Origin of the sequence: Kribbella sp. NPDC050470, from assembly GCF_044458365.1 — a bacterium.
Taxonomy (GTDB): domain Bacteria; phylum Actinomycetota; class Actinomycetes; order Propionibacteriales; family Kribbellaceae; genus Kribbella.
On record NZ_JBITHV010000008.1, the window covers coordinates 362,339 to 378,595 of the forward strand.

General features: G+C 70.2%; 12 protein-coding genes. 6 read left to right on the forward strand and 6 right to left on the reverse strand.

All coding sequences use genetic code 11. The features are described from left to right. The first annotated feature begins 18 nt into the window (after positions 1–18). Both ACIBGM_RS25905 and ACIBGM_RS25910 read left to right on the forward strand, forming a co-directional pair. Positions 19–1,554 (forward strand): aldehyde dehydrogenase family protein, encoded by a 1,536-nt coding sequence (locus ACIBGM_RS25905; RefSeq protein WP_396386968.1) that lies wholly within the window; start codon positions 19–21, stop codon positions 1,552–1,554. Further along, a complete protein-coding gene (locus ACIBGM_RS25910) occupies positions 1,551–4,298 on the forward strand; it encodes an FAD-binding and (Fe-S)-binding domain-containing protein (protein ID WP_396386969.1) in 2,748 nt (915 codons plus the stop codon). The genes ACIBGM_RS25905 and ACIBGM_RS25910 overlap by 4 nt, the downstream gene beginning before the upstream one ends. Here the strand turns inward: ACIBGM_RS25910 and ACIBGM_RS25915 are convergent. The 3 genes from ACIBGM_RS25915 to ACIBGM_RS25925 form a co-directional block, all read right to left on the reverse strand. Next, on the reverse strand, positions 4,288–6,405 hold the full coding sequence (locus ACIBGM_RS25915) for a DEAD/DEAH box helicase (RefSeq protein WP_396386970.1): 2,118 nt from the start codon (positions 6,403–6,405) through the stop codon (positions 4,288–4,290). The genes ACIBGM_RS25910 and ACIBGM_RS25915 overlap by 11 nt on opposite strands. A 243-nt stretch (positions 6,406–6,648) precedes the next feature. Next, complete coding sequence (locus ACIBGM_RS25920) at positions 6,649–7,698, reverse strand: hypothetical protein (protein WP_396386971.1); 1,050 nt, start codon at positions 7,696–7,698, stop codon at positions 6,649–6,651. Positions 7,699–7,767: 69 nt separating this feature from the next. Beyond that, a complete protein-coding gene (locus tag ACIBGM_RS25925) occupies positions 7,768–8,577 on the reverse strand; it encodes an alpha/beta fold hydrolase (protein ID WP_396386972.1) in 810 nt (269 codons plus the stop codon). 117 nt (positions 8,578–8,694) lie between these two features. On the opposite strand from ACIBGM_RS25925, the gene ACIBGM_RS25930 reads away from it, so the two are divergent. Beyond that, positions 8,695–9,117, forward strand: a complete 423-nt coding sequence (locus ACIBGM_RS25930; protein WP_360523589.1) for a cupin domain-containing protein — start codon at positions 8,695–8,697, stop codon at positions 9,115–9,117. Between the two features lie 79 nt (positions 9,118–9,196). After that, positions 9,197–9,922 (forward strand): nuclear transport factor 2 family protein, encoded by a 726-nt coding sequence (locus ACIBGM_RS25935; RefSeq protein WP_396386973.1) that lies wholly within the window; start codon positions 9,197–9,199, stop codon positions 9,920–9,922. Between the two features lie 10 nt (positions 9,923–9,932). Here the strand turns inward: ACIBGM_RS25935 and ACIBGM_RS25940 are convergent, their stop codons facing one another. Genes ACIBGM_RS25940 through ACIBGM_RS25950 form a run of 3 tightly spaced genes read right to left on the reverse strand, consistent with a single transcriptional unit; the run spans position 9,933 to position 12,534 of the window. Next, positions 9,933–10,862, reverse strand: coding sequence for a hypothetical protein (locus ACIBGM_RS25940; protein ID WP_396386974.1), 930 nt, complete (start codon positions 10,860–10,862; stop codon positions 9,933–9,935). Beyond that, the gene (locus ACIBGM_RS25945) at positions 10,859–11,335 is read right to left on the reverse strand and encodes a hypothetical protein (RefSeq protein ID WP_360523598.1); all 477 of its coding nucleotides are present in this window, start codon (positions 11,333–11,335) and stop codon (positions 10,859–10,861) included. Before ACIBGM_RS25945 ends, ACIBGM_RS25940 begins: the two co-directional genes overlap by 4 nt. Positions 11,336–11,337: 2 nt before the next feature. Continuing rightward, positions 11,338–12,534 (reverse strand): macrolide family glycosyltransferase, encoded by a 1,197-nt coding sequence (locus ACIBGM_RS25950; RefSeq protein ID WP_360523601.1) that lies wholly within the window; start codon positions 12,532–12,534, stop codon positions 11,338–11,340. Between the two features lie 117 nt (positions 12,535–12,651). Here ACIBGM_RS25950 and ACIBGM_RS25955 point away from each other — a divergent pair, with 117 nt between their 5' ends. Both ACIBGM_RS25955 and ACIBGM_RS25960 read left to right on the forward strand, forming a co-directional pair. Next, a complete protein-coding gene (locus tag ACIBGM_RS25955) occupies positions 12,652–14,466 on the forward strand; it encodes an ABC transporter ATP-binding protein (RefSeq protein WP_396386975.1) in 1,815 nt (604 codons plus the stop codon). After that, positions 14,459–16,240 (forward strand): ABC transporter ATP-binding protein, encoded by a 1,782-nt coding sequence (locus ACIBGM_RS25960; RefSeq protein WP_396386976.1) that lies wholly within the window; start codon positions 14,459–14,461, stop codon positions 16,238–16,240. The genes ACIBGM_RS25955 and ACIBGM_RS25960 overlap by 8 nt, the downstream gene beginning before the upstream one ends. Positions 16,241–16,257 lie beyond the last annotated feature (17 nt).

Sequence of the window (16,257 nt, forward strand, 5' to 3'; positions counted from 1 at the left end):
ATCCCACAAGGAGCGACCATGTCCCGTACCGAGATTCCCGGTCCCGAGATCCTCGGCGCCCAGGCGCTGGCCGCTGCGCAGGCCTGTGGCGTCGACGCCGCCGCCATCGCTGGTGAGCGGGACCACCGGTCGCCAATCAACGGAGGCGACCTCGGTGGTGTGCGCTGGGACGAGGCGGGCGCCGTCGACGACGTGGTCGCTCGCGCCAACGCTGCCTTCCTAAAGTGGCGGAAGGTCCCGGCTCCGGCCCGTGGCGCGGTCATCAAGCGCTTCGGCGAGCTGCTCACCGAGCACAAGACAGACTTGGCGACGTTGGTCAGCGCGGAGGTCGGCAAGATCGCCTCCGAGGCCCTCGGTGAGGTGCAGGAGATGATCGACATCTGCGACTTCGCGGTCGGCCTGTCGCGACAGCTCTACGGCCGTACGACGGTCTCCGAACGCCCCGGCCACCGTTTGATGGAGACCTGGCACCCGCTCGGCGTGGTCGGTGTGATCAGCGCGTTCAACTTCCCGGTCGCCGTCTGGTCGTGGAACACCGCCATCGCCCTGGTGTGCGGCGACACGGTGGTCTGGAAGCCGTCCGAGCAAGCGCCACTGTGCGCCTGGGCCTCCGCGGCGCTGCTCGACCGCGCCTTGGCGGAGTCCGGCGCACCGGCCGACGTGTCCCAGGTCGTCGTGGGCGGGCCGGAGGTCGGTGAGGCCCTGGTCGATCACTCGGGTGTCGCGCTGGTCAGCGCCACCGGCTCCAGCCGGATGGGCAAGGCGGTCGGCCCTCGGGTCGCCAACCGCTTCGGCCGGTCGCTGCTCGAGCTGGGCGGCAACAACGCAGCCATCGTCGCGCCCTCGGCCGATCTCGATCTGGCCCTGCGCGGGATCGTCTTCTCCGCCGCCGGGACAGCCGGACAGCGCTGTACGACGATGCGCCGCGTCATCGCGCACACCTCCGTCGCCCAGCAACTCACCGAGCGCCTCGTCGAGACGTACGCACGCCTCCCGATCGGCAACCCGATGGCGGCGGGCACCCTGGTCGGCCCGCTGATCCACGGCAAGGCGTACGACGTGATGACCGCGGCGATCGCCCAGGCCGGAGCCGAAGGCGGCAAGGCGGTCGCCGGTGGCGGCCGGGTGCTCGCCGACGCCGCGCCGAATGCCTTCTACGTCGAGCCGGCCATCGTCACGATGCCGAGCCAGACCGACATCGTCCGAACCGAGACCTTCGCGCCGCTGCTCTACGTCCTGACGTACGACGACCTCGCCGAGGCCATTGCCCTCAACAACAATGTGCCGCAGGGCCTGTCTTCCTCGATCTTCACCCGCGACCAGGGCGAGGCCGAGGTCTTCGTCTCCGCCGAGGGGTCCGACTGCGGCATCGTCAACGTGAATATCGGCACGTCCGGTGCCGAGATCGGCGGCGCGTTCGGCGGCGAGAAACAGACCGGCGGCGGTCGCGAGTCGGGTTCGGACGCCTGGCGCGGGTACATGCGGCGTGCGACGAACACGATCAACTACTCCGGTGAGCTCCCGCTCGCCCAGGGGGTGGACTTCTCGGTGTGAACGAACTGGTTGCCGAGCTGCGATCACGCGGCATCAGCGAGGCCGACGACTCTGCGCTTGCCCGCGCGATGTACGCCGGCGACGCGAGCCTCTACCGCGTCGTCCCGTTGGTCGTGGTGCGGCCGCGCCGGACGGACGAGCTCCTCGCCATCCACGCGGCCGCGCGAGAGCTACACGTCCCCGTGACCATGCGTGGCGCCGGTACGTCGATCGCGGGCAACGCGGTCGGTCCAGGCATTGTCGTCGACACCCGTCGGCTCCAGCGGATCATTGCCATCGACCCCGATGCGCGTACGGCGACGGTCGAGCCCGGCGTCGTCCACGCCGACCTCCAGCGCGCAGTAGCGCCGTACGGACTGCGCTTCGGGCCGGACCCGTCCACCCACACCCGCTGCACGATCGGCGGCATGATCGGCAACAACGCCTGCGGCTCCCGAGCCCTCGGCTACGGCCGAACAGTAGACAACGTCGAGGGTCTACAAGTCCTGTTCGGCAACGGAGCAACCCACGACGCCGGCGGGGGCACCACGGCTGACCGGTTGCTGGGGTTGGTGGCGGACAACCTGGCTCACGTGCGGACGTCGTTCGGGCGGTTCGGGCGGCAGGTGAGTGGCTACAGCTTGGAGCATCTGCTGCCGGAGAACGGAGGGCGGGTGGATCGCTTCCTGGTGGGTAGCGAGGGCACGCTCGGGACGGTGCTTGAGGCAACGGTTCGGTTGGTGCCGGACGAGCCGGGGCGGCTGCTGCTCGTGCTCGGCTATCCGACGATGGCCGATGCGGCGGACGCCGTACCGGCTCTGCTTGCCGCCGTGCCGGGGCGCCTGATCGCTTGTGAGGGCATGGATGCGCGGATCGTGAATCTCGTGCGCAGCCAGGGCAAGCCGGTGCCGGAGCTGCCGAAGGGTGCGGGCTGGCTGTTCGCGGAAGTCGTTGGTGAGGACGGGCCTGAGTTGATCAGCCGCCTTGCGGCCGCGTCCGGTGCGCTCGAGACGAAATTGGTCACTGATGCGGGCGAGGCAGCTGCCTTGTGGCGGATTCGTGAGGACGGCGCCGGCCTTGCGGGCGTAAGTCTACCGACGCCCGCGCACTCCGGCTGGGAGGACGCGGCGGTTCCACCCGAGTATCTCGGCGCCTGGTTGCGCGAATTCGAGGGGCTTCTGGCGTCGCACGGCCTGCACGGGTATCCGTACGGTCACTTCGGTGACGGCTGCGTGCACTGCCGCATCGACTTCCCGTTCGAGGCCGGTCGCCCTGGGAGCGCCGCGGGCTTCCGGGAGTTCATGCTCGAGTGCGCGACCACGCTGAAGAAGTACGGCGGGTCGTTGTCCGGTGAGCACGGAGACGGGCGCGTCCGGTCCGAGCTCCTGCCGATGATGTACGACGAGGCCTCGATCGGACTGTTCGCGCAGGCGAAGCAGATCTGCGACCCGGACAACCTCCTCAACCCCGGCGTCATCGTCGACCCGGCGTCCATCACGGACGACCTCCGACCGGTCCGGCCGCGCACCACGCCGGAGCGTCCGGGTGTGCGGCTGGTCCACGACGGCGGCGACTTCGGCGCGGCGGTCCACCGCTGCACGGGCGTCGGCCGCTGCGTCGCTCCGAAGACGACGGGCGTTATGTGCCCGTCGTACCTGGCAACCCGCGACGAGAGGGACTCCACCCGCGGCCGCGCCCGCGTCCTCCAGGAGGCCCTGGATGGATCGCTGATCAACGGTCTCGACCATCCAGCCGTCGACGAGGCCCTCGATCTGTGCCTTTCCTGCAAAGGCTGTTCCTCAGACTGTCCAGCCGGCGTCGACATGGCCACGTACAAGTCCGAAGCCCTCTTCCAGAAGTACAAAGGCAGACGGCGCCCTCGCTCGCACTACACCCTGGGCAGACTCCCGCACTGGGCCCGCCTCGCAGCGCCGCTCTCGACGCGCGGTCCCATCGCGCAACTGGCCAAACGCATCGCCGGAATCGACCCCCGCCGCTCGATCCCACCCTTCGCCAAGAAGACCCTCAAACGCTCAGCCCGCCGCGCGGAGGGGGTGCCTGATGTCTGGATTTGGGCGGACTCCTTCACCGACCACTTCTTCCCGGAATCCGGGTTGGCGGCGATCCGGTTCCTCGCGGCCAGTCGGCTCACAGCGCGGGTGATTCGGGAGAATGCCTGTTGTGGGTTGACGTGGATCACCACCGGGCAGCTTGGGCAGGCGCGGCGGATGATCGGGCGGACCGTCAAGACGCTCGCGCCGTACGTGGCCTCAGGTGTGCCGGTGATCGGGCTGGAGCCGTCGTGTCTCGCGACGCTGCGGAGTGACGCGCTCGAGCTCAGCGACGCGCCTGAGGCGAAGTTGGTCGCCGACGGCATGCTCACCTTTGCCGAGCTGGTGACCAAGCTGGACCTTCCACTACCCGACCTGACCGGGGTCGAGGTCGTCGCCCAGCCGCATTGTCACCAGAGCTCCGTGCTCGGCTGGTCGGCGGATCAGCATCTCCTGCAACGCGCCGGCGCCACCGTCACCAGGGTCCCCGGTTGCTGCGGCCTGGCCGGCAACTTCGGTGTCGAGGCGGGCCACTACGAAGTCTCGGTCGCCATCGCCGAAACCCACCTCCTCCCCGCCGTACGCGCCCACCCGGACGCCGTCGTACTCGCGGACGGAATGTCGTGCCGCTTCCAGCTCGACGACCTGGCCCAGGTCCCCACCCTGCACCTCGCCGAACTGTTCGCCATCCGCCACGGGCCGATCAGTCGGTGAGGGCCTTCGTGAGGAGGGCGGTGAGGGCCTCGAGCTGGAAGTCGGCGGAGGAGGAGATCTCCTCGTCGGAGCCGTCGAGGGCGCGGGCGGCCAGGCCGGCCTTGCTGTCGATCAGGTCGGCGATCCGGGTGTCGATCGTCTGCGCGGCGATGATGCGCCACGCCGTCACCGGGTCGGACTGGCCGATCCGGTGCACGCGGTCGATGGCCTGTTCCTGCTCGGCGTTCGTCCAGGACAGCTCGGCCAGTACGACGTTCGACGCGACCTGCAGGTTGAGTCCGACACCGGCCGTCAGCAGTGAGCAGACGGCGATGGAGACCTCGGGGTCGTTGACGAACGCGTCGATGTTCTTCTGCCGGGTGGTCCGGGACTGGTCGCCGCGGATCGACGAGTACTGGATGCCGCGCTCGGTGAACAGGTCCTGGGCGGCGTCCAGCACCTCGATGTGCCGGGCGAAGAACACCACCTTGCCGACGTTGTGCGCCAGCTGAGCCGCGTAGTCGGCGGCCATCCCGGCCTTCGCCGCGCCGATCCGGCGGACCAGGTTGAAGATGTTGTCGCCGGACTTTGACTTGGCCGACTCGGCGCGCTCCCACTCGGCCACCCGGCGGACCAGATCGTGGTCGACGCCGTCGACGTCGTCGCCGCCGTCGCGGGCCGCGAGTACGGCGTGGTAGCGAGCGACCAGGCGGTCGGCGAGCTCGCGCTCGGCGGCCCGGATCGAGCGGCCGGCGGCGTCGTCGAGCTCGACCGGCAGGTCGGCCACCCGGCGCGCCGGGATGTCGGCGGCCACGTCGACCTTGCGGCGCCGGACGATGCCCAGGTCGATCACGCTCGCCCGTGCGGCCGCGTAGAACCCGGGGTCGGCCGGGGTCAGGCCGGACTCCTCCAGCTTCTCGGTCAGCTCGGCGCGCGGGCTCTTGTCGTCGATCCAGCCGAGGAACTGCCAGATCGCCGCGAAGTCCTCGATGTCGTTGATCAGCGGCGTGCCGGTAAGCGCCATCAGCAGCGGCCGGGTGGTCCGGGACCGGATCCGGTCGGACAAGTGCAGCACGTTCTGTGAGCGCTGCGACTTCTTGTTCTTGATGAAGTGCGCCTCGTCCACGACCATGCCGCGGAAGCCGAGGTCGCCGAGCCAGCCGACGTGCCGGTCGAGCACCTCGTAGTTGACGATGACGATGTCGGCGAACCCGTCGATGGTGTCCCCGTCGCCCTGGATCACGGTCGGCTTGCGCCGCGGCGTCCAGAGGCCGGCCTCGCGGGCCCAGTTCGTCTTCACGACGTTCGGCACGACGGCGAGCAGCGGGTAGGCGTCGGCGGCCTGTGCGGCCAGCAGCGCCTGAGCGGTCTTGCCGAGACCCGGCTCGTCGGCCAGCAGGAAGGTCCGGTGTCCGTTCGCGACGGCCGCGATCAGCCGGGCCTGGTGCCGCATGAGCTCCTGGCCGTTCGCCGCACGCAGCGAGGTCGGCTCGGGCAGGGACTTGCTGGCCGAGGCGGTGGCGTACTCGAACGACTTGAACAGCGGGCCGAGCAGCTCCCAGCCCGCCAGCCGCTGCGGGCGGACCTGCTTCGGCGCGGGCGACGAGAAGTCCGGGGTGAGGAACGGGTTGGCGAGCTGCCGCTGGACCACCGACTGCGGTACGACGCGGCGCGCCGTCGAGGTGTTGGCCGGCGCCGGCTCGGGGCGCTTCGGTTCCTCGGCAGGCACCTCCAGACCGGCGTCCAGCATCATCTCGCGCTTGAGCGCGGCGGCCGCGGGGGAGACGGTCGCGTCCTCGGCGAGCAGCGCCAGCAGCGAGGTGTCGCGGGCGGCGGTCTTGGCCAGGATCGTCGCGATCCCGTCGAGCCGCCGCAGCTGCTTGGTGCGGTCGGCCTCGGCGGCCGACTGGTCGGCGTTCACCCGGGCCCGCTCCTCGCGCACGAGCAGCGCGATGACCTGGAACTTGGTCCGCACGGACGCCTGGACGGCGCCGCGCTGGACGGCGCCCTCGACCTCGCGCACGGCGCGGGCGAGCACGGGCATGATCCCCTCGGCGTCGCGGACACGACGCCGGCGTGGGGTGGCGCTACGCGTAGCGCCGGACTGGCGCTGGCCTCGTCGGGCCAAAGAATCCTCCTCGGTCTGCCGCGGCACCGGTGCCGCAGCCGAACACACCACCGCACGGCGGCACACCACGCGACGCGATGCCGAGTGACCGGGGTGCTCACCGGCACTCGATGCTCAGACCGGCGCGACGAACACGCTGGCTTCCGACGGGGCTCGCGACCGCTGGACAGGCGGCCGTGAACTGCGTCGCTGGTGCACCCTCGCGGGGCAATCGGCGTCGTGAAGGGTTGCCGACGTTCGGTGCTATCCCAATCGTAGCCCCAGCCGGCCGTCGCGCCAGCCCGTGGGTGCGCAAATCGGCCGAGTACGGCGCAGGTAGGACCGCGCGCTGATCGCCAGCGCGCCTCCCAGCCCACCGAACGCGAGCCCGCCGAAGACCACCATCCAGGCGAGGCCGGACGCCGTGAACGGTCCCGGATCACCCGCAGCGGGCGCCACACCGGTCAGCGTGAGCGAACCCCAGATGACGAGTGGTACGCCGTACAGCGTGAGGCTGGCCGCTGCGGTCAAGGCGGGCAGGAGCAGGAGCCAGCGGGGGAAACGGTAGGTGTGCAGGAGTGCCACGACCAGGCAGGCGCCGGCGAGCGCGGCCAGGACGGTGATGTCGATGCCGACGGTCTCCAGGAGCCGGGTGAGCTCCGACTGGTCGCTCCTGTCCATCGTGGAGCGCCACTCGCTGCTCGTCACACCCAGTGCGGACCCACCGAGTATCCAGATCGTCTTCACGGTTGCCCACGGCAAGAGGCCGAGCAGGAGGACGTACGACCTACGGCGGCTACGCGTGGACGACGGTCGCCGGGCCGGCCGCGACAGGGGTGCAGTGGGCCTGAGCGGCAGCGGGTGGTGACCGCCGCAGCGTGGGCACCGGTCCCGGCGTCGGCGCGACTGGGCCTGTGCGGTCGCGAACAGCAGCACTGCCCCGCCCAGGGCCGCCAGTTGGGTCACCATGGCGAACGGACGCTCGATTGTCCCGGACGCGACGATGCCGACGCCGCTCAGCACCAGTCCGAACGTGCCGACCCCGGCTGTGGCAGTCGCGAAGACCAGCCCGAGCACAGCGATCCGGGACGTCGACCGGGCCGACATCACTGCGGCGACACAGCCGGTCACCAGCAGCAGTGCAATCGCCGTGCCGCCGGTGACTCCGCCGGGCGCGTCGCCCTGCAGGTTCGCGACCGGGAAGCCCGTCCGGCCGCCAGCGGTCCAGTAGACGGCAAGGGCGCCGTACAGGACTGCCCAGACTTGCGTGGCGCGTCCGACCCACTCCGGCCACCGGCGACAGGTTTTCAGCATGTCTGGAGCATGCTCCCGCCGCCGGCGTCCGGGATCCCCCAGGCGAGGGAACTGGTTCCCCCGTGCGGGTCAGGCCTCCGGCATCGGGGCGTCGAGGAAGGTCAGGACGACGTCGCGGGCCAGGTCCGTGCGGGCCAGGCCGGTGAAGTGAGTGGTCCCCGGGAACACCGCGAGCTGCGAGGACGGCACACCGACGAAGTCGCCGTTCACGTCACCGCCGCGCAGCTGCAGGAACCGTACGGCGTGCTCCAGCTTCACCGCGTCGCAGTCGCCGACCGTGATCAGGGTCGGCGCGGCGATCCCGCGGATGTCGTCGTCGGACCAGCCGGTCACGCCCTTGTCGTATCCGCCGAGCTTGGTCAGCAGGGTCTGCAGGTGCTCCAGGTCCGGGTGCGGCGACTTGCGCAGGTACTCCGCCTCCATCGGCGTGCCGGCGATCATCTCCACCTTCATCTCGCCGACGGCCTCGGTGTTCTCGATCCGGTCGCCGTCGGGGTGGAACGACACCGACGAGATGATCGCCTTGCGGACCAGCTCCGGGTGCTTGATGGTCAGGTACAGCGCCACCGCGCCGCCGACGCTGAAGCCGAACACGTCGACCTTGGACACCCCGAGGTGCTGCAGCAGCCCGACCACGTCCGAGGCCAGGTCGACGGTGCCGAGCGGGCGGTCGATGTCGTTCGTCCGGCCGTGCCCCTGGAAGTCCGCGGCGATGACCTGCCGGTCCTTGGCCAGGCTCGGCAGCAGCTCCCCGAACTGCTGGTCGATGTCGAACAGCCCGCCGTGCAGCAACAGCAACGGCGTCCCGCCCGACCCGTGGATCTCGTAGTACATCTGCAGCCCGTTCACGGGCGCGTATCCGGTCGTGTGCTCAGACACAGAAACCCCTCCCTCGTTGACCGTCCACTCCCTATCAGCCTCGGGGGTCATGTCACAGCGGGCCACAGTGGGCGGTCATAGCTGGGGTACGAGTGCCCGATCGTCCTGGAGGTAGTGGTGACCACTGAGCAGACACCCCGATCGAACGCCTGGCAGACAGCGCTGACCGTGCTGCAGGAGGCCGAGCCGCCGTTCATCCCGGCCGGAGCGCACGCGATGACCGTGGTCGTGGAGTACCCGGCGGGCGACCCGGGTGCGCCGCCGCACCGGCACCCGGGCGGACCGGCGTTCGGCTACGTCCTCGAGGGCGAGATGCGGTTCGAGCTCGAGGGTGAGCCGGAGCGGATCGTGCGCGCCGGGGAGACGTTCTGGGAGCCCGGTGGCGACGTCATCCACTACCAGGACGGCAACGCGCGCGACGACGTACCCGTCCGGTTCCTCGTCACCATGCTGTGCGACCCGAACCAGCCGATGCTGGTCCTGGTGGACGAGGACGAGCTGGCCGAGCGGCAGGACCGCCGCGCTCCCCGGCCGTCCTGACCCGTTCGGAGCGATCTGAGTCACAACCGCGGGGTCGTACCTGTCTTAGCTGCAGGCACCGAGAGAACGGAGACCGCAGGTGGTCGACCCTGAGTACGACGGGGATGCTGCCGCGTCGCTGGCGGACATGCTGGACGAGCGCCGGCACCTGCTCGAGATCGCGTTGTGGATCTTCGGCTCGGCCGCGACGGCGGACTGGATCGTCCAGGAGACCTACCGGCGCTGGTACGACCTGGACGACGAGCAGCGGGTCGCCATCGCCGTACCGCGGGCCTGGCTGACCAGGGTGGCCGGCGGGATCTCGCTGGAGCTGCTGGCGGCAGCGGCCACGGTCCCGGCGACCACGTCACAGCTGCGGTTCGCCGTTCCCTGTCCGCCGCCGCCCAGCCCGACACCGGCGGTGCAGCGGCGGGCCGGTCAGTGGGTGTTCGACCAGCACACGGCCGTCGTACGGCGGTTCGCGGCGGCCTGCCAGTCGGGTGACCTGGCCGCCCTGGAGGCTGTCCTTGCCGCTGACGCCGTGGTCGTGAGCGACGGCGGCGGCAAGGTGCGGGCCTCGATCCGCCCGGTCCATGGCGCACGCGCAGCCGCTCGGTTCGTCGCGGCGCTGCTGAGCGGTCTGCTTGACGCCGACCTGGCCGTCCAGCCGGTGAACGGCCAAGCGGGCGTCGTACTGCGGCGAGCCGAGCAAGCCGTGGCCGTGATCAGCCTGAGTGTCGCCGGGGCCGAGGCGACCGCGGTGTGGGTCGTCCTGAACCCGGAAAAGCTCCGGAGTTGGCACCGGCCCAGTGCACTCGATGCGTGAGCCAGCGCCGTTAGCCTGGCGTCTTGGTTCTGTCGGCGCAGTAGTCGCGGATCAGCTCGATGGCTGTGTCGGTCGTGCGCTCGAGGTGGGTGCGGCCGTCGGGCAGCTGCGCGGTCGGGCTGATGTAGCTGCGCGGCCCGACATGAGTCGCCGGGTCGAGCCGATGCACGGTGATCTTGCCGTCCCGGATCGCTCGGTTCCATGCACTGCGGCGGTACAAGCGCCACCGCTGCGGGAAGATCCAGGTGCCGACCCGCTCGATGCGGTCGCTCGCACTGGTGAGCTGGTGCAGGTGCTCGGCATGGGTGAGGTCGTTGGCGCCGCTGTGGAAGCCGCCGAGCATGATGAGTAGCAGCGGTGCGCGTAGTTGGGTGTGCAGCTCGTCGACAGCTCCAGTGGCGACCTGAGCGCCACCGCTGTAGCTGAGCAGCACCACCGGGATGCCACTGTCGGGCTGGTAGCCGGCCAGCTGGAGCTGGGTGACGATCTGGTTGCCAACGGCCCGGTTGTAGATCGGCCGGTACCTGTGGTCGGCGGCGACGAAGGTCTGCATGACGTTGTGCAGGAACAGCAACAGGCCGGCGCGCCGCCGCAGCCAGGCCCAGACCGGGCGTTGAGCGAGCGGGGCCGCCAGTGGCGAGTACGGCTGGACCTGTCCCAGCACCCGCAGTTCGGGTGCGCCTGCGATCAGCCCTTGAACGAGCTTGCCGCCGTCACGCGTGTCGCGGAACTGCCGCTTCCCGATCCCGTCGAGGTACACCAGGTACGCATCCGGAGGGCGGTCAGCGGCAGCACCCCGCGCGTACGGCAGGTCGGCCGGGAGCTCGGTGATCAGACCGCGCCAGCCGACGCTGTACGCCAGTACTTCGTAGCGCGCCAACAGCCCTTCGACGATGAGGGTCAGGCCGATCAGACCGCCCCAGAGCAGGAAGCCGTTCATGCGACCGGCTCCGGCATGCGGATCGCGATCAGTGCCGCGACCAGACGCCGTACGAGGTCCACAGCGAGCGCGAGGCCGAAGCCTGCGACGGCCACGCAGAGCGCGCTGGCTCCCCAGCTGAGTCCGGAGGCGTCTGCGAGGTGGCCGGTCAGGCCGGCGCCGACTCCGATCAGGAGCAGGAGGTGAAGCGCCGGCCCGAGCATGGGGAAAGCGAGGATGGCGGCGAGCACCAGTGGAGCGACCAGACCGGCCGTCCATGACAGCTCGACAGCGCCTTCGGTTGCCAGCTCGGCGAGCGCCGCGGCGGTCACCGGCCAGAGTGCGATCACTGTGGCTTCGACGAGAGCTCCCGTGAGCAGCAACCCGATGACGTGGAAGTGCGACATGGAAGGACGGCGAGCTACCAGCGGCAGCACACGGCCAGCGGCCTCCGACAGCCCAGCCACCAGGATCAGTACAAGGACAGCCGACATCGTCAGCCTCGCCAGGGCGTGGCCGGCTCAGCGGCCTGCAGGTAGCGCTCCAACTCGTCGACGGCGCGCAGGTAGCCACCAGCCTCGTGCTGTGCGCCCTGCAGGACGCTCGCAGCCGTGGTGAAGCTGGGGTCGTCGAGCAGGTTCCGGGCGAGGTCCCGGACAGTGTCCTCGGCGACGTCCTGGCTGCGGAGCGACAGACCGGCTCCGAGCTGTTCGACGCGGGCGGCGACCAACGGCTGGTCGGCACCCTGCGGGACGACCAGCATCGGGACACCGGCGTACATGGCCTCGTTGACGCTGTTCATACCGCCGTGCGTGATGAACAGCGCGGCTCGCGCGAGTACGTCTGGTTGTGGCACTGAGCGCCGTACCAGGACGTTGGACGGCAGCGGCTCCAGCGCGGCGGGATCGGTCTGACCGGTCGCGACGACCACAGTACCGCCCAGTGGGGCGAGTGCAGTGGCGAACGACCGCAGTAGTTGCGGATTGGCCTTGAAGACTGTGCCCAGCGAGGCGTAGAGCACCGGGTCCTGCAGCTCATGGATGGGGAACGACTGGTCGGGCGGGCGAGCACCGATACTCGGTCCGACGAACCGGAAGGTCTGGTCGAACTCCTCGAACCCAGGCTGGAACGCCTGCGAGGTGTAGACCAGGTTGAGCGGCTGCTGGATGTTGCCCAGGTCGAGCAGCGGCAGCCCGTGCACGTCGTACTTGCGGCGCAGCCTCCAGCGCGCCCGCACGTAGCCGGTCAGGTTGCTGAGCCGAGCTTCCGACAGCAGCTGCCACGACGCGGCAGTCGGGCTGGGGACCTGCTCGTTGAAGGCGAAGGTGGTGAATGACGAGGCCGCCGGTACGCCGAGCTCGCGAGCGGCGATCGCACCCCACGGGCAGGCCGAGTCGTGCACGATCAGGTTGGGCCGGCTGGCACGCAGGTCGGCCAGAACCGTCGGCAGCACGTGGACGGCGGTGCGCGCGAGACCTTCCAGCAGCGAGATCGGCGTCGGCGGGTCGGGCAATGGCTGGTCGCCGCCGGGGTAGAGGCACACCTTCGCGCCGTCGGCCTCGATCTCCGCGGCGAACGCGGGGGAGGTGTGGTAGCTGACCGAGTGGCCGCGCCGGACGAGCTCGGCGACGATCGGCAGCGTCGGGTTGACCCGCCCGTGCATGGCGATGTTGAGGAACGCGATTGTGCTCACTTGCCCACCTCTCAGCTGTGCCCTCACCAGTAGGACCGGGCAGCTTCGCGATGTGTGACGGTCTGCCGAGGGGAAACTCGAATGCTTTTGTCGGTGGGGGTCGTTACGGTCGGTGGAATGGTGATTCTGCTTCGGTACGCGCTGCGGGTCTCACCTGGTAGTACTGCGTTGACGATGGGCCTTGCCGTGCTCGGTTCGGTGCTGGGGATGGCGGTCACGCTGCTGACCGGTCAGGTCGTCGGGGCGGTCCCAGGTGTGATCGACGCCGGCCCGGAGCAGCCGCTCGGTGGGTTCGGCTGGATGCTCGCGGCGCTGCTGGCCGTCTTCGTCATCGACAGCCTGACGCCGTCGATCCACCAGGTGGCCTCACAGACCATGGACGCGGCGCTGGTGCGCGCGATCGGGACCGGCATCACAGAGCCCTTGCTGCGGCCGAGCAGGGTCACGCACCTCGAGGACGCCGAGGTGCTCGACCTGCAGGAGCGCGCGAAGGGCAAAGGTGGCTTCCACCTCGCCCAGGGCCTGGGGAACTTGCCCTGGCTGCTCGCCAGCCGGGTCACGCTGATCGGGTCGGGCGTCATCGTCGGAGTGATGTTCTCCTGGCTCGTCGCTGCGATGCTGGTCGTGGTGGCGTTGCTGTTGGAGTGGCACTTCGGTCGCCTCATCGCGCGCGAGATCGACGTCTGGTGGGGCAACACCGAGGAGCAGCGGCGCGCGGAGTACCTGTTCAACCTGGGCATGCGCGACGCGCCGAAGGAGCTGCGCGTGTTCGGGCTGCACGGCTGGCTCGTCGACCGGTACGTGCGGGAGTGGACGCTCGGCTTCCAGGCGGTCTGGGCGCGACGCGCGCGGAACGTGCGGTGGTCGATCCCGGCGGGTGCGGTCAACCTTGCCGCGACCGGGGCCGCGATCCTCCTGGTCGGCCGCGCCGCACTGGCCGGCGACCTGCCGCTCACCGAGGTCGCGACGACGGTGCCGGCCATCCTGTCGATCAGCGTGGCAGCGAACGGGTACGGCGTCGTCCAGGTGAAGCGGGGGTTGTCGGCGTACCGGGCGATGGCCGAGCTGCCCGGGACGATCGCCGAGCGGCACCCCGAGCCGGCCGCGACCACGCGGCACCGGGTGGAGACGATGCCGGCCCGCGAGGTGCGCTTCGAGAACGTGAGCTTCCGGTATCCCGGCTCCGACGTCGACGTGCTCCGCGGCCTCGACCTGACCATCCACGCGCACGAGGCGCTCGCGCTCGTCGGTGTCAACGGCGCCGGCAAGTCCACGCTGGTGAAGCTGCTTGGCGGTGTCTACCGGCCGACCGAGGGCCGGATCACGGTCGACGGCGTGGACCTCGCCGAGCTCGACCTGGCCGCGTGGCAGCGGCGGATCGCCGCGATCGTGCAGGACTTCCTGCGGTTCCCGCTGTCGGTGACCGACAACGTCGTGTTCGGTGCGGTCGAGCGCGTCGATGACGAGGTCACGCTGGCCAAGGCCGCGCGGGAGGCCGGGATCGACGAAGTGGTCCGCGGCCTGTCCGACGGCTGGGACACGGTGCTCGACAAGTCCTTCGACGGCGGCGTCGACCTGTCCGGCGGCGAGTGGCAGCGGATCGCGCTGGCCCGGGCGCTGTTCGCCGTCCATGCCGGGGCCGGGGTGCTGGTGCTCGACGAGCCGGCGGCTGCGCTGGACGTGCGGGCCGAGGCCGAGCTGGTCGAGCGGTATCTCGAGCTGACCTCGGGCGTGGCGTCGCTGATCATCTCGCACCGGTTCTCGGTGGTTCGGAACGCCGACCGGATCTGCGTGCTCGCCGACGGGCGCATCGTGGAGGACGGCACGCATGACCGGTTGCTGGAGCAGGACGGGATGTACGCCGGCATGTTCCGGCTGCAGGCCGAGCGGTACGTGACCTCACCGGACGCTCCGGAGGCCCTCGATGCGTAGCCTGCGGATCACCTGGTTGTGGTTCTCCACCTCGTTCCGCGCCGCACCGTGGCTGATGGCGATCTCCGCGGTGCTCGTCGCCGCCCGGGCCATCGCCGCGCCGATCCAGACGTACGGCGTCAGCCAACTGGTCGAGGGGATCGCGGGGAACCAGTCGGACACCATCGCGCTCGGGATCGGCATCATCGTCGGCGGCCTGGCGATCTCGTTCGTCGCCGACGTGATCGGCTGGCCGCTGCAGGACACCGCGCAGGAGCGGATGGCCGGCCGCGTGCACCGCGACCTGCTGGACGTGACGACCGGGATCCCGGGGCTGACCCATCACGAACGCCCCGACATCGCGGACCGGCTGGAGCTCGTCCGCGAACGTGCCTGGCGGATGGGCGTGGGTGCCGAGGTCTTGCTGTGGGCGTTCGCGACCGTGGCCAACACGGTGACCGTGCTCGGGTTGCTCGGGTCTGTGCATCCGCTGCTGTTGTTGCTGCCGTTGCTCGGTGCCGCGCGGATCTGGTCGGCGTACGTGAGCAGCACGCGGTGGCACAAGGCGTATGAGGACTCGCTGCCGCAGGAGCGGCTCGTCGATCGGCTGATCGAGGTGGCCAAGGATCCGCGCAGCGGGCTGGAGGTGCGCGTCTTCGGGCTCGGGCGGGTGCTGCTGGACAGGATCCACGCGTTGCAGACCGAGCGCTTCCGTCGCCGGGTCGCGGCAGCTCGCTGGGGCGGCAAGGTTGACGGGTCGGTGCGGCTGGCCTTCGGTCTCGCGTACGCCGTGGCCGTCATCTGGATCATCGCGCGGGCGCGCAACGGCCAGCAGACGGCCGGGGACGTAGTGCTCGTGCTGCTGCTCGCGCCGCAGGTGGATCAGATGACGGGTGGTATCGCGCAGAACGTCTACTGGGTCGGCGAGGTAGTGCGCAGCTTCAGCCGCTACGACTGGCTGCGGACGTACGCCAAGGACAACTCGTGGCGAGCGAGCACCACGCCGGCGCCGGCCCGGCTCACCTCCGGGATCGAGCTGCGTCAGGTCGGATTCGCCTACCCTGGCACGGATTCCGCCGTACTCAGCGATGTGAACCTGGTGCTGCCGGCGGGATCCGCGGTTGCGCTGGTGGGGGAGAACGGCGCCGGGAAGACCACGCTGGTGAAGCTACTCGCGCGGATGTACGACCCGACGAGCGGGCGCATCCTGGTCGACGGCGTGGACCTGGCGGACATCGAGCCGGACTCCTGGCGGTCCCAGCTCTCGGCCGGGTTCCAGGACTTCGTCAAGTTCGAGTTGACCGCGCGCGAGGTCGTCGCAGTCGGCGACGTACGGCGGGAGTCCGACGAGCAAGCCGTGCTCGCGGCGATCGGGCGAGGTGACGCGGCGACGGTGGTCGCCGGGCTGCCGCGCGGGCTGGACACGCAACTGGGCAAGAAGTTCACCGACGGCGTCGAACTGTCGGGTGGACAGTGGCAGCGGCTAGCGCTGGCGCGGGCGTTCATGCGGGAGCGGCCGTTGCTGTTGCTCCTCGACGAGCCGACGGCGGCGCTGGATCCGGAGGCCGAGCACCGGTTGTACGAGCAGTACGCCGCAGCCGCGAAGGTCGCCTCGGCCGAGACCGGTGGGGTCACGGTCCTGGTGTCGCACCGCTTCTCGACCGTGCGGATGGCCGACCTGATCGTGGTGATGCACAACGGGCGGGTGGAGGAGGTCGGCAGCCACGAGGAGCTTCTCGTGGCCGGCGGCCGTTATGCGGAGCTCTTCGAGTTGCAGGCTCGGGCTTACCGCTGATGCTCTAGGTTGGGGTC

Excerpts from the sequence above, each read along its gene's own strand:
- ACIBGM_RS25920 (WP_396386971.1), bottom strand. The coding sequence starts at position 7,698 with ATGCTGAAAACCTGTCGCCGGTGGCCGGAGTGGGTCGGACGCGCCACG.
- ACIBGM_RS25955 (WP_396386975.1), top strand. The coding sequence starts at position 12,652 with ATGGTGATTCTGCTTCGGTACGCGCTGCGGGTCTCACCTGGTAGTACT.
- ACIBGM_RS25905 (WP_396386968.1), top strand. The coding sequence starts at position 19 with ATGTCCCGTACCGAGATTCCCGGTCCCGAGATCCTCGGCGCCCAGGCG.
- ACIBGM_RS25960 (WP_396386976.1), top strand. The coding sequence starts at position 14,459 with ATGCGTAGCCTGCGGATCACCTGGTTGTGGTTCTCCACCTCGTTCCGC.
- ACIBGM_RS25940 (WP_396386974.1), bottom strand. The coding sequence starts at position 10,862 with ATGAACGGCTTCCTGCTCTGGGGCGGTCTGATCGGCCTGACCCTCATC.
- ACIBGM_RS25945 (WP_360523598.1), bottom strand. The coding sequence starts at position 11,335 with ATGTCGGCTGTCCTTGTACTGATCCTGGTGGCTGGGCTGTCGGAGGCC.